This window comes from Westiellopsis prolifica IICB1 (assembly GCF_004323185.1).
Lineage (GTDB): Bacteria > Cyanobacteriota > Cyanobacteriia > Cyanobacteriales > Nostocaceae > Pelatocladus > Pelatocladus prolificus_A.
In genome coordinates, this window is sequence record NZ_NAPS01000002.1 from 1405516 (window position 1) to 1419718 (window position 14203).

Below are 14203 nucleotides of genomic sequence, written 5' to 3' on the forward strand. Positions count from 1 at the left end.
ACGGCTAAAAGCCGATGGGCTTTCTGCTCCCGAATCTGTAACTTAAGTAGAAGCTTTAAACAAATTTATCCCAGCAAAACGCACGTTGTCCTGATCTTGAGTAAAACTGTATGAACCGTTTTGATCATCAATACTTTGCAATACTGGTTTGTAAGTACTTAAAGACGAATTGTACAAAATATGGCTACCAGTATAAGAGCCTGATTGTTGACTATTCAAAAGATGCTGAGTAGGTGGTTGTGTAACACTTAAGGTGTAGAAACTTTTTTGCCCTGTTAAAGAATTTTTAACATTAAATCCAGCAATAATTACAGATGCTTCATCAGAGCTTAAATCAGCCAAAATTTGGTCACAACTTAAATCACCCAAAAGATATTTATCGCAACTATTTGAAAAAGATGTTGTATTGCTCCTGTAATTTGTTTCTAACATAACAGTCCTCCAACAATCTTTCAAAAAACTTGATCACCTTCTTTTCTAAATAAGAACACTTTTTATTTCACTGATCTATAGTTAGATTCGCTAAATCAATCTTTGGTTATAACAAATCTTTTATTATTTATTTAAGTATGTAAACACCATCACTTAATTTTTTTTAGATATAGATAATTAGTTAAATTATTGAAAGAGGGATTGAATTTAATCCCTCTAATTCCTAATCTATAAACTAGCTCACTAGTTCTTTGACTTTCTTGATAATCCCTTCAGGATCTAATCCCTGATAGGGGAATTGTTCCCACAATCCACCACAACCTTCTTTATGAATACCAAGGTGAGCGAATTTTGGTGTGAGTCCGCGTTCTAGTAACCAGGAACCAAAGCGGCTACCTAATCCTGTGCGCCGATTGAGTGCTTCTACAACCAGAACAAAAGGTGCTTTACCAACTTTAGCTAGCATCTCTTCGTCAATGACGTTGAGTGTAGGCTTGTTGATCAAACCAACGTCAATTCCTTGCTGTTTGAGTTTTTCGACAGCATCGAGAGCGCGATATAATCCATCACCAAAGCTAATAATATAACCAGCAGTTCCTTCTCTGACAACTTCATCTTTACCAGGAACAAAGGTATAACCTTCGCCAAAGAAATTATTGCCATTTTCATCCAAAATTTGGGGTACTTTGGAGCGAGTAGAGTAGATAAATCTTAACCCAGGGTCAAAAAATACTGCTTCCACACAGGCTTTCATTTGTCCAGCATCGGCTGGGAAGTATAACCGCGTTTCGTAACCGTCGTCTAACCCATTGTCGGCGAACATGTTATTGAGACCAAAATGGCAGGTGTTGTCTGCCATATCGTCTACACCGCAGTGAGAAAAATGACACAGGACGTTGGAGTAGTTCAACCGCGCCATTGTGATTTCGGAAATACACATTTCCAAAAAGGCGCTGAATGTACCAAAAATGCCTTGTTTGCCTTTTTCCATACCGAAGCCGGCGGCGGCGGAGAAGTTACCCCGTTCCATGATGCCAGAAGCGACGAAAATATCTGGATAAGCATCATGAATTTTTTTCAAACCGCAAGAACCTTCGAGGTCACTATCGATACACATGACCTTTGCTTTACGTTCTTCAGGACTCATGCGGCTGAGGACAGATACTACAGCGTCACCGAAGACATTACGGTTAGAATCCCATTTTTCGCTGACACCGAGGAAAGTGTAGGGAAGCTTGGGTTTTTGAATGTTTTTGAGATATTCGACAGCTGCGGTTTGTCCGTGCTTTTCTAAGTAGGCGATCGCTTTATCCACAGGAATCACATCATGACCGTGGGTTGATCCTTCTATACCATCAATCCCTACAGCCATTTTCCGCTTGTTTACCAAAGCAATCGGCCCATCGGTGGTTACTGCTTCACAGATACGACGATATAAATCATCTATATCTTCAGGATCTCCGACACTGGAGTTAACACCATGACCGGTGAGGGTTTTTACAACACTAAAACCTGGTAGATATTCAGAAGGATGTCCGGCAATTGTAACATCATTATCATCAATGATCAGTTTGACGTTAAGATTTTGGGCAACTGCTAAACGTGCAGCTTCTGCATCATTTCCTTCTTGCTGTGAACCATCAGAACCAAGGCAAATCACTACTTTGTCTGGATTGGCCATTGCCACCCCATTAATATAAGGCCAGACATGTCCCAAACGCCCAGAGCTAAATTTTACACCTGGGGTCAATCCTAACTCAGGGTGTCCCGGTAGTCGAGAATGGGCTTCACGATAGTGAGCAAGTTGCTCAAAAGGTAAATCACCATGCAAAGCAGCCATGAGATACTGGGTAGCAACTCGATGTCCTGCTTCATCAAAGAAAATCGGTACGAACTTATCTGGCGCACCTCTAAAGAGTGCATCCAGAATTACTACCTCTGGCACTGTGTCGTAAGGGCCACCAGTGTGCCCACCTACACCCCTAGCTGCTCCCGTCGCTGTGAAGAAAACAATCGCATCACGACATAGCTGGATATTAGCTTTGAGAGTCTGGCGTTGCTCGTCAGTGAGGGTAGGATTGCTTGGGTCTAGTGCTAAAGGCTTGTAGGCTCCTAAGTCAATCGGAAAGCTACGTTCTACAACATTAGTCATGACTGATTTTCCTTGATTCACTCATTGTCATCATACATTTGTTGAGACAGACAGTTGAAGAGTCATTGGTCATTGGTCATTGGTCAATGGTCATTGGTGTTTATTCTCTCCCTTGTTCCCGCTCCCCAATCCCCGATCCCCTTCCCATGTTCTCTACTCGCTTTATCCGTTTCTTTCGCCATCTCAACTTTGCGGTACTCAAACAAGTTGTCAAAGAAAGTGGTAAACACAGATTATCTGGTTTAGCTACGGAAATGGCTTATAGTAACTTGTTAGCTTTATTTCCTACACTGGCGGCGATTCTGACAATAATTGGGATGTTGAATATTTCCCAAAATCAAGTTGATATTTTAGCTCACCAAGTACTTAATTTTGCCCCAGAACAAGTTCCACTGTTGTTGAAAGAATTTACTAGACAGATACAACTACCTAAAAGTAGAGAAGTTGTTTATATCAGTTCTTTGGTTGCTCTTTGGCTTGCATCAGGAGCAATTAGTGCAGCGATGAACGCGATGGATGAGATTTACCAGATTCCACCAAACCTGAAACAACCTTTTTGGAAAGCGAAGCTAATCTCTTTGATTCTGACGATCGCTACTATCGGTTTAGTGCTAACTGCTTCTTTATTAGTATTTATTAGTGACCTAATAGTTCAATTTGTGTTAGATAGTACACAAGTATCTGGAGCAATATTTTTATCTGCTTGGTCTTGGTTTCGTTGGCTTTTAACCTTGATGATTATAGCTTATGCGTTTAGTATTATTTATCGTCATGGTCCTAGTCAATGGTTAAACGGTACTCCAATTATGCCTGGAGCAATGATTGGAGCCTTACTATGGGCAGGTGTTTCTAAATTGTTTAGAGTATATGTTAGTAATTTCGGAAACTATAATTTGACCTATGGAGCTTTGAGTGCAGGGATTGTTTTGCTGTTATGGCTCAATCTCAGTTCTTTGGTTCTACTAATTGGCGCACAGTTAAATGTCACTGTAGGAAAATCAATGAAAGCTAACAATAATAATTTTTAAATTGCTCACTAAGTTTAAATAGTTAATATACTGTTGTTTGAGTTATTGAGGAAACAAAATCATCAGAATTTAGTCTATTAATTACGTTTATCTGCATCATTATTTTTTTAAAAGCTAAAAATGCTCATTTTTAATTCTAAAGATGAGTATCAGATATTTTTGGTATTTTTTATCAATCAAATATTCACTAAATCATAGATAAAATCTATGGGAAATCAATAACTATTTAATATTTATTTATATCATTCTGATTAATTTGATATATCATTGACGGAACGCCGATACATCACATAATTCATGATTGTTGGCAAAGTAAATATTAAGTTTTTACTTGTAGTCCAGGAGCTAATAATATCAATGAGTTACTACGATTTTGACAACCATTTTTGGTCTCCAAAACAAGTTTGTTGTCAATCAAAAGTACAAAAGAAAAAGAGAGAAATAAATCCAATAATTACGCCCAAAACGTTATTTTTTGGGACTTTAGCTTTAGTATGTGTTGCTATTTCAACTACAGCACTGATCAACTATCAAGCTACCGTCAATAGTGATATTCAAGAAGAAAACACCGAAAGTGCATGTATTGTTTTAAGTCGCGAAACGTTCCGTATGTATTGTTCTCTTTCCAAGTAGTGATAGCATTCTGAATTTGTAGTTCAAAAAACCGCCTGCAATTTTAATCGCAGTCTCTTAAAGCAGACTATTTGATTTTAAGAAGTCGTATGAAGAGAACCTATCCTATTGGGTCACACTAGGAATTTTAGACATTTGGGGATTTGGGATGGCGATCGCCATCCCAAGGATTGGGGATAGAAGGACATATAGCATTCCTAAATCATTCGCTCCAGACAAGATCCCCGACTTCTTTAAGAAGTCGGGGATCTAAGCTCTGCGATTTTCACAAATCATATAGGATTGCTATAGTAGTCAGTCTTTTTTTTCTAATCCCAGCAGTACGATCACTGATCTTCTTTGTGCTTGATACATATTTCCTTTAACCACTGGTGCTGTTTGTCGATCGCAGCAATCATCACCACAGGGTAAAGCGGTATCTATCATCCGATACCATTGTCCTCCATTAGCAAGAACTGGTAGTTCAAAGCTAAGTGTTTCCCAGTAAGCATTAAGTATAAAATGTAAATTCTCGTTATGTTCTGGATAGCGCAAGCTGAAAGCTAAACTATGGGAATAGTATGACCAATCTGCCTCACCTAATTTAACACCATGCCAATATATATGAGGCTTATGACCACCATCCGTGACAGCAAGTACACGTTCTTGAGCAAAACTTTCCAATGATTGGGTAAACTGAATCAACCCTTTGACAAAACGTAGTAAATCTGAGTTTTTTTCGATTTGGCTCCAGTCAAACCAACTCAATTCATTATCCTGACAATAGGCGTTATTGTTACCTCGCTGCGTCCGGCGAATTTCATCACCCATCAGCAGCATGGGTGTACCTTGAGAGCAAAAAAGAATTGTGAAAAAATTCTTGATCTGTCGTAAACGTAAAGCTTCTATTGCTGAGTCGCTTGTTTCTCCTTCGACACCACAATTCCAACTATAGTTGTCGTTAGCTCCATCACGGTTGTCTTCGTTGTTAGCTTCGTTGTGCTTGATATTATACGAAACTAAATCATTCATCGTAAAACCATCGTGGCAGGTAATAAAATTAATACTGCGGTAGGGTTGATAATCCAGTTGGGGGTAAAGGTCAGGACTACCCATAATCCGATTTGCTAAATGACCGATGGTACCTTCATCTCCTTTGACAAAACGGCGCACATCATCCCGAAAAGGCCCATTCCACTCAGCAAAACGTTGAGCATTACCGATAAATCCTCCGACTGCATAAAGTCCAGCTGCATCCCAAGCTTCAGCAATCACCTTTGTTGCTACCAAAGCTGGACTGGTTTCAATCGCCCAAAGTACAGGAGAAAATACCGTCGGATGACCAAATTCATCACGTGCTAACACACCAGCTAAATCAAAGCGAAATCCATCCACATGCATCTGCGAAGCCCAATAGCACAGGCTATCAACAATCATACGGGAAACCATTGGGTTATTGGCTCGCAAAGTATTGCCGCAACCAGTATAGTTGCTGTAATACGCCTTATCTTTTTCCAGAATATAATAAGCTTTGTTTGCTAATCCCTTAAACGACAGTGTCGGCCCATCGTGACTGCCTTCTGCTGAATGATTGTAAACCACATCTAAAATTACTTCAATTCCTGCCCGATGTAATGCTTTGACCAGATCACGAAATTCATTCACAGGCCCCAGAGGATCACTTTGAGAGCTGTAACCATGATGAGGAGCGAAAAAGCCAACGGTGCTGTAACCCCAATAATTATGTAAACCCGGACGAGCATCTTGGGGATCAAATTCGTGGATAGGAAGCAACTCAACTGCGGTAATCCCTAATTCTTTCAAATAAGGAATTTTTTCGATTAATCCAGCAAAAGTACCACGTTTGTGTGCAGCAACCCCAGAACTCGGATGACGGGTAAAAGCATCTACATGCAATTCGTAAATTATGGTTTTTGCAAAAGGCGTTTGCAGTGGTTTATCTTCTTCCCAATCGTATACACTAGTATCTAAAACTACACCCCTCAATGCCTGAGCGCAATTATCTATACCAAAGGGAATCGCAGCTTCACGACTGTAGTTTTCCCAATTTACAATTGCTGGTGCATAAGGGTCAAGCAGTACCTTACTACCATCAAACCGTAATCCTCTTTCTGGTAGAAAACGCCCATAGGCTCGATAAGCATAAACTTGTCCCGTCCCAATTCCCGGTACAAAAACATGCCAATAATAATAAGTCCTGTTTAGTTTGGGGTCTAAAGGAATAACATGACTGGGTTTAGGAGCATCTGGTTCATCAAAAAGTAATAAATCTAAACCTGCACAGCTAGAAAAAATTGAAAAATTGACACCATTAGGATGAACAGTAGCACCTAAAGGATAAGCTTGACCAGGAAAAACGGTTTGGGTAGTGTGGAATTGAGTCATCCGATTTTGGATTTTGGATTTTGGACTTCGTCGTGAGCGTTCAGTCGAAGGATTTTGGATTTTGGATTTGCGATTTATTCCACGGATAAATCAGCTTTCTTGTACCATCAAGGAATGATTGGTCATTGAGAGACTTTGAGAATTTGGTAGGGTGTGTTATGGACGAAAGCCCTAACACACCGAAAACCACTAGATGGTGCGTTGCGCTGCGCGACAACACACCCTACAAAACTACTAGGTGTGGGCTTTCTGCTTCAATTCCTGTAAGCAAAATGCCATTTCACTTTCTCATTTTGCCATTTCACCTACTGAAAATGCCATTTCACCTTCTCATTTGGGTAGATCACGCACTCATTTCGTTAAATCATGCACTCGGAAAGCCATTCTACCTTCTCATTTGGGTAGATCACGCACTCATTTGAGTAAATCACGCACTCGGAAAGCCATTCTACCTTCTCATTTGAGTAAATCACGCACTCATTTGAGTAGATCACGCACTTGTTGCAATTCATCTTGGTGTCTTAAGTGTCTTGATAGTTAAATTAAAATTGATTTTTTCACCACCAAGACACAAAGACACTAAGAAAACTATGCTTTATTCCCTTCTCCCTTCCCCCTGCTCCCCGCTCCCTGCTCCCTTCTCCCTTACCTCTTGACCGGACGGTAATACTACTTGAAAAAGACGTGAAGACCGATCTAGCTTATGAGGCGCTTCTTTCTAAAATGACCATATAAGAACAAAAATTATATTTGCGCCTGTAGTTCGTTCCTCAAAAAGCCTATGCAACCAACTAACCCTAACCAATTTACAGAAAAAGCCTGGGAAGCGATCGCCCATACTCCTGACATCGCTAAACAAAACCACCATCAGCAAATTGAAAGCGAACACCTGATGAAAGCTTTGCTAGAACAAGAAGGACTAGCTGGGCCTGTGTTTACAAAATTGGGTGTGAATCTGCAAAAATTACGCGATCGCACTGACCAATATATCCAACGTCAGCCAAGAGTATCGGGAACTATCAATTCTGTTTACCTGGGACGCAGCTTGGATTCTCTACTAGATCGAGCTGAAAACTATCGTAAAGAGTTTGATGACGAATATATATCTATAGAACATTTATTACTTGCTTACGCCAAAGATGATCGCTTTGGTAAAAGTTTATTTCAAGAATTCGGATTAGACGAAAGAAAACTAAAAGATACTATTAAACAAATTCGGGGAAGCCAAAAAGTGACCGACCAAAATCCAGAAGGTAAATACCAAGCACTGGAAAAATATGGGCGTGACCTCACTGAAGCCGCTCGTCAAGGTAAACTTGATCCAGTGATTGGACGAGATGACGAAATTCGTCGCACGATTCAAATTCTATCTCGCCGCACCAAGAATAATCCTGTGTTGATTGGAGAACCTGGTGTTGGTAAAACTGCAATTGTTGAAGGTTTAGCACAGCGGATTGTAGCTGGTGATGTTCCCCAATCTCTCAAAGACCGCAAGTTGATGGCTTTGGATATGGGTGCTTTGATTGCGGGTGCAAAATTCCGGGGTGAATTTGAAGAACGTCTCAAAGCGGTTTTAAAGGAAGTTACTGAATCTGGCGGTAATATAATTTTATTTATTGATGAGATTCATACTGTTGTCGGTGCGGGTGCTACCCAAGGCGCGATGGATGCAAGTAATTTGCTTAAACCGATGTTGGCGCGGGGTGAGTTGCGCTGTATTGGGGCGACAACTTTAGATGAATATCGTAAGTATATTGAAAAAGATGCGGCTTTAGAGCGACGCTTCCAACAAGTTTATGTTGATCAACCTACAGTCGAAGATACAATTTCGATTTTGCGCGGTTTGAAAGAACGCTATGAATTGCACCACGGGGTGAAAATCTCGGATAATTCTTTGGTAGCTGCGGCGACACTTTCAAGTCGATATATTAGCGATCGCTTTTTACCAGACAAAGCTATTGATTTGGTAGATGAAGCTGCTGCTAGGTTGAAAATGGAGATTACTTCCAAACCAGAAGAACTTGATGAGATTGATCGCAAGATTTTACAGTTAGAAATGGAGAAGCTGTCGTTGCAAAAAGAAAGCAACACTGCTTCTCGCGAACGTCTCGAAAGATTAGAAAAAGAACTAGCGGATCTTAAAGAAGAACAACGGGCGTTAAATGCTCAGTGGCAGTCTGAAAAGGATATTATCACCAAAATTCAATCTGTCAAAGAGGAAATAGACCGAGTTAACTTAGAAATTCAACAAGCGGAACGGGATTATGATCTCAATCGGGCTGCGGAATTAAAGTATGGTAAGTTAACTGATTTGCACCGTAAGTTGGAAGCAGCAGAATCTGAGTTAACTCAAACTCAACACACTGGAAAATCTCTGTTGCGCGAAGAAGTTACTGAAGCTGACATCGCCGAAGTGATTTCTAAGTGGACTGGTATCCCGATCAGCAAGTTGGTAGAATCGGAAAAAGAAAAATTGCTGCACTTGGAAGATGAACTGCATCATCGTGTGGTTGGACAACAAGAAGCAGTCACAGCTGTTGCAGATGCAATTCAGCGATCGCGCGCTGGTTTGGCAGATCCGAATCGTCCCATCGCTAGCTTTATTTTCCTCGGCCCTACTGGTGTGGGTAAAACGGAATTAGCAAAGGCCCTCGCAGCATATTTGTTTGACACCGAAGAGGCGCTAGTCCGCATTGATATGTCTGAGTATATGGAGAAACACGCCGTTTCGCGTTTGATTGGTGCGCCTCCCGGATATGTTGGTTACGAAGAAGGTGGACAATTAACCGAAGCAATTCGCCGTCGTCCTTATGCGGTGATTCTCTTCGACGAAATCGAAAAAGCTCATCCGGATGTATTTAACATCTTGTTGCAAATTCTCGATGATGGACGTGTCACCGATGCTCAAGGTCATACAGTGGACTTCAAAAACACTATTATTATTATGACCAGTAACATCGGTTCGCAATTTATCCTTGATATCGCCGGTGATGAATCTCGTTATGAGGAAATGCGGAGTCGGGTAATGGAAGCGTTGCGAAATTCCTTCCGTCCAGAATTCCTCAACCGGGTTGATGAGTTAATTATCTTCCACGGTTTGCAAAAAGCAGAATTGCGCGAAATTGTCCAACTGCAAGTCGAAAGACTCCGCCAACGATTGAGCGATCGTAAGATATCTCTCAAACTCTCCGATGCTGCTCTTGACTTTTTAGCCGAAGTAGGATATGATCCAGTATTCGGTGCGCGTCCGCTCAAACGTGCGATTCAAAGAGAATTAGAGACACCAATCGCCAAAGCAATTTTGCGGGGCGAATTCAATGATGGCGATATGATCTTTGTAGATATCGAAAATGAGCGTCTTTCCTTCAAGCGCTTACCCGCAGAAATATTGACGACTTAAGAGGTGTTAATGGTTTGTATTAAGCACTTAAGTGCTTAATACAAACCTATCAAAATTTGTGTAAAAAACTTAATCTTTTGATTTGCGGAACACAATAACCATCAGTTGTAGAATCATACATCTTGAAGGTTATTTTTTATGATTCACCACATTTCAGTTTCCGCCAAAAATCCCCAGCATGTTGCCCAAGTTCTTGCCAAAGTCTTGAAAGGTCAAGCAGCACCCTTTCCTCCAAACCCAGGTAGCTATATAGTTTTTCCCGGTGATGAATATGGTACAGCAGTTGAAGTTTATCCTTTAGCATCTGAGATTTTACCTGGTACATCACCAGATGAGCATTGCATGTTTGTCCACAATGACAATCCTTCTATGTTCACCGCTACTCACGCAGCAATTTCTGTACCCGTCACCCAAGAAGAAATTGAACAAGTTGGAATGAGTGAAGGTTGGCGCGTAGTGCGCTGTAGTCGTGAGTCTTTATTTGATGTCATGGAGTTCTGGGTAGAAAACAGATTAATGATAGAACTGTTAACTCCAGAAATGGCGTCTCAATATTTAGCGTTCACAAAACAGCCCGAAAAACTGCAAGAATTTTTCGCCACAGCAACTAATTAGACAAAATTATATTCAATGGTGAACAGGAATCAGAGATTGGGAAGTGGGGGAAGTAGAGTAATGTAGAGACGCGATTCATCGCGTCTGGAAGTCTGGGAAGTGTGAGGAGAATAACCAATGCCCAATACCCAATACCCAATGTCCTCTATTCTCCCCTTCTCATTTGTCGCTTTTTCTCCTCTAAACCTGCTCTCTTTTCTGGAGTGAGACTATCAAAACAATGGGGACAACTAATACCTTCTTCATAATGAAGAGAAGTTTTATCAGCTTCGGAAATTGGGTGTCCACAACCAACACACATTTCATAGGAACCGGGTTCTAACCCGTGACTCACAGCGACTCGTTCATCGAAGACAAAACATTCCCCTTCCCAAAGACTTTCCTCTGCTGGAACTTCCTCTAAATATTTGAGAATACCGCCCTTGAGGTGATAAACTTCTTGAAAACCTTGGGAAATCATCAAAGAAGAAGCTTTTTCACAGCGAATACCACCAGTACAAAATAGTGCTACTTTCTTGTACTGACTAGGATCAAGGTGCTTCTTGACATATTCTGGAAATTGCCTAAATGACTCAGTATTAGGATTTTGCGCTTTTTTAAAAGTACCAATACTGATTTCATAGTCATTGCGAGTGTCAATTACAACCACTTCTGGATCAGAAATTATCTTATTCCAATCTTGGGGACTGACATAAGTTCCAACTTGTTCATTGGGGTCAATATTAGGTAGTCCAATCGTGACTATTTCTTTTTTCAAGCGTACCTTTAGACGTTGAAACGGTGGCTCTTCAGCAGTAGACTCTTTATGTTCCAACTCAGCAAAACGAGAATCAGACCGCAAAAAAGATAACACTGAATCAATACTCTCACGAGAACCTGCGATCGTCCCATTTATTCCTTCTTGGGCTAATAAAATAGTCCCCTTAATACCTTGTGCTTGGCAATAAGCTAACAAAGATTGCTGTTTTTCAGCATAATCTGGCAATTTAACAAACTTATAAAATGTAGCAACGACTAGTGTCATATTTGCGTAAGGAGTTAGTAGTTAGTGCTTAACGGACTTCTTGTACGTCTATAAATTAAATACTACTGAGAGATTATTTGCTGGCATTTGATAAATATTGAGTAAACTGAGATTGTTTGTACTAGCTGCTGTGACGACATCTTCAAGATTACGCACACCCCATTCTGGATTTTGGGCGCGTAGAGATTCATCAAAAGCAGCATTACTTGCTGCGGTATGTTTGCCATCCCGTTTGAATGGCCCATACAAATAGAGGATTCCACCAGACGGAAGAATGCGACCTGCACCCGCCATTAGTCCCAAACAAGCAGCCCAAGGTGAAATGTGGATCATGTTGATATTGACGATGGCTGTAATTTGTGAAGTATTAAATAATGCTTCTTCCTCTACCATCCAGATTGACTCACGTACATCAATTTCTAAAGGTGGCTGAAGACTTTCACAGGGTAAATATTTTCTCCAAGCAGTGATGCTAGCACGGTGTAAGGGATTAGGGTCAGAAGGTATCCATTGACGAGGAGACAGACGAGGAGCAAAATATACCGCATGTTCTCCAGTGCCACTAGCAATTTCTAATACATTACCTGTTGCGGGTAATACTTGCGTGAGTACTTCTAGAATTGGTTGACGATTGCGCTGTGTAGCTGGGGCGTATTGTCGCGCATCTTGTGGTTTGTTCATCAGGCTGTAATTTTCCGGCTTTTTATTCTATTTTGTAGATTGGCAGTTGGACTGTAAATGTGGCTCCTTGGCCAATTCCCTCACTAGTAGCATAAACATGGCCGTGATGTAGTTCAACCAAATGATGAACAATAGCTAGTCCTAGTCCTAATCCTCCATATTTTCTGGTTGTAGTACCATCTGCTTGACGAAAGCGATCGAACACATAAGGTAAAAAGTCGCAACTTATACCTTGTCCTGTATCAGTAACTGTAATTTGGGCTAAGGAATCAATTTGTTGAAGCCAAATTTGCACTTGACCATTAGGAGGAGTAAATTTAATCGCATTCGAGAGGAGATTACAGACAATTTGCTGCAAGCGTTCTGCATCGCCCATTACTGGACTGATGAAGGGACTAAGCATGGACTCTATTTTAATTGACTTGGCTTGAGCTTGTGGTTGTATATCTTCAATCGCAGCATGAACAATTGGAACTAAGTAAAGAGGTTGTAACTCCAAACGCAGCTTGTTCTGAATGATCATGGAAACATCAAGAATATCCTCAATCAATTTTTTCTGCTGTCTGGCGTTACGCTCAATCGTTTCCAAAGCTTTGGTGGCGATCGCTTCATTCAATTGTCGATTTCTAAGTATCTGCGCCCAACCCAACATAGAATTAAGCGGTGTACGAAGTTCGTGAGAAACGACAGCTAAGAATTCATCCTTGAGGCGGTTTGCTTTCTCAGCTTCTTCTCTAGCTGCTTGCTCTTGGCGTATTAGTTGTTTACGTTCTTCTTCAACTTGTCGGCGTTCGGTTGTATCGCGCCAAGTCACAACTACCCCATCCCCAAACTTCACAGCACGAATATCATATGCTCTTTGTCCCCCATGTCCTCCATGTCCCCCATGTCCCCCATCTTCCAACAATAATTCCTTCACCAGTGACTCACCCGTTTCTACAACTCGGCTGTATTCTGTAAATAGACCACTTGTCTGATGTATGGGCATGAGTTCACACAACCGCTTACCTAATTGCTCTTCTTGTGTAAACTGGTGATTTTCACAAGCGGCTGCATTCACGTAATCAATGCGAAAATCTATGATCTTACCTGATGTGTCACGAATAGCGCTATAAATGCCAAAGCAGTCTAGGATAGTTTCTACAGATGTACGAAATAATTCTTCGCTTTTACGTAATTCAGCCTCTGCTTGCTTGAGTAATTTTCGTTCTTCGGCTTCTCGTAAAGCTCGCTCTACTGCTGGAACTAGTCGCTCCAAGCGTTGTTTGAGTACATAATCTGTAGCTCCACTTTTGAGAGTTTCAATGGCTCGCTCTTCACCAAGTATCCCAGAAATTATGATAAACGGTACTTCTGGACAGATAGCACGAACAAGTTCTAAAGCAGAAAAGCCATCAAAGGAAGGAAGAGCATAATCCGCCAGAATTAAATCCAAGGTTTCAGTTTTGAGAGCTTCAATAAAGTCTGCACGAGTCTCTACTCGTACCAACTCGCAATTAATTTTACTTTTTGCCAAAGCTGCACCGATCAACTCGGCGTCTGCCCAAGAATCTTCCAGCAGCAGAATACGCATCATGATATTATTTTGATAACATTGTCGCCACGCCAAAATTTTCCTACAGCTATAGGAACCTAGCAGCATTATTTTCAAGAAATTTGCTCATTCCAGACATCTAGCTGACGATGTAAATTATAAATTTCTTGGTCAATTGTCATTGGTCATTGGTCATTAGAGACGCGATAAATCGCGTCTGTACAATGGTCATTGGTGATTGGTCATTTGTCATTGGTGATTGGTGATTGCTTATTCTCCTTGTCCCCCTTGTCCCCCTTGTCCCCCTTGTCCCCCTTGT

Annotated in this window: 10 protein-coding genes; 4 read left to right on the top strand and 6 right to left on the bottom strand. The window is 41.0% G+C overall.

Features of this window, described 5'->3' with window-relative positions; genetic code table 11:
• Positions 1-42: 42 nt before the first annotated feature.
• On the bottom strand, positions 43-432 hold the full coding sequence (locus B4U84_RS20395; RefSeq protein WP_044447797.1) for a hypothetical protein: 390 nt from the start codon (positions 430-432) through the stop codon (positions 43-45).
• Between the two features lie 235 nt (positions 433-667).
• Positions 668-2584 (bottom strand): thiamine pyrophosphate-binding protein, encoded by a 1917-nt coding sequence (locus B4U84_RS20400; protein WP_017310989.1) that lies wholly within the window; start codon positions 2582-2584, stop codon positions 668-670.
• 146 nt (positions 2585-2730) lie between these two features.
• On the opposite strand from B4U84_RS20400, the gene B4U84_RS20405 reads away from it, so the two are divergent.
• Both B4U84_RS20405 and B4U84_RS20410 read left to right on the top strand, forming a co-directional pair.
• Complete coding sequence (locus tag B4U84_RS20405; RefSeq protein ID WP_131120357.1) at positions 2731-3612, top strand: YihY/virulence factor BrkB family protein; 882 nt, start codon at positions 2731-2733, stop codon at positions 3610-3612.
• A gap of 357 nt (positions 3613-3969) precedes the next feature.
• Positions 3970-4245, top strand: a complete 276-nt coding sequence (locus tag B4U84_RS20410) for a hypothetical protein (RefSeq protein WP_017310992.1) — start codon at positions 3970-3972, stop codon at positions 4243-4245.
• 294 nt (positions 4246-4539) lie between these two features.
• Here the strand turns inward: B4U84_RS20410 and glgX are convergent, their stop codons facing one another.
• The gene (gene glgX / locus B4U84_RS20415) at positions 4540-6630 is read right to left on the bottom strand and encodes a glycogen debranching protein GlgX (protein WP_017310994.1); all 2091 of its coding nucleotides are present in this window, start codon (positions 6628-6630) and stop codon (positions 4540-4542) included.
• Positions 6631-7411: 781 nt separating this feature from the next.
• Between glgX and clpB the strand changes: the two genes are divergently transcribed.
• Positions 7412-10030: an ATP-dependent chaperone ClpB gene (clpB, locus tag B4U84_RS20420; RefSeq protein WP_131120359.1), complete on the top strand. Its 2619-nt coding sequence runs from the start codon at positions 7412-7414 to the stop codon at positions 10028-10030.
• Positions 10031-10168: 138 nt separating this feature from the next.
• Positions 10169-10645: a hypothetical protein gene (locus B4U84_RS20425; RefSeq protein ID WP_131120361.1), complete on the top strand. Its 477-nt coding sequence runs from the start codon at positions 10169-10171 to the stop codon at positions 10643-10645.
• Between the two features lie 145 nt (positions 10646-10790).
• On the opposite strand, the gene trhO is transcribed toward B4U84_RS20425, so the two are convergent.
• Genes trhO through B4U84_RS20440 form a run of 3 tightly spaced genes read right to left on the bottom strand, consistent with a single transcriptional unit; the run spans position 10791 to position 13926 of the window.
• A complete protein-coding gene (gene trhO, locus B4U84_RS20430) occupies positions 10791-11669 on the bottom strand; it encodes an oxygen-dependent tRNA uridine(34) hydroxylase TrhO (protein WP_131120363.1) in 879 nt (292 codons plus the stop codon).
• A gap of 48 nt (positions 11670-11717) precedes the next feature.
• On the bottom strand, positions 11718-12350 hold the full coding sequence (locus tag B4U84_RS20435; RefSeq protein WP_131120365.1) for a DUF938 domain-containing protein: 633 nt from the start codon (positions 12348-12350) through the stop codon (positions 11718-11720).
• A 22-nt stretch (positions 12351-12372) separates the two neighbouring features.
• On the bottom strand, positions 12373-13926 hold the full coding sequence (locus B4U84_RS20440) for an ATP-binding protein (RefSeq protein WP_242677671.1): 1554 nt from the start codon (positions 13924-13926) through the stop codon (positions 12373-12375).
• Positions 13927-14203 lie beyond the last annotated feature (277 nt).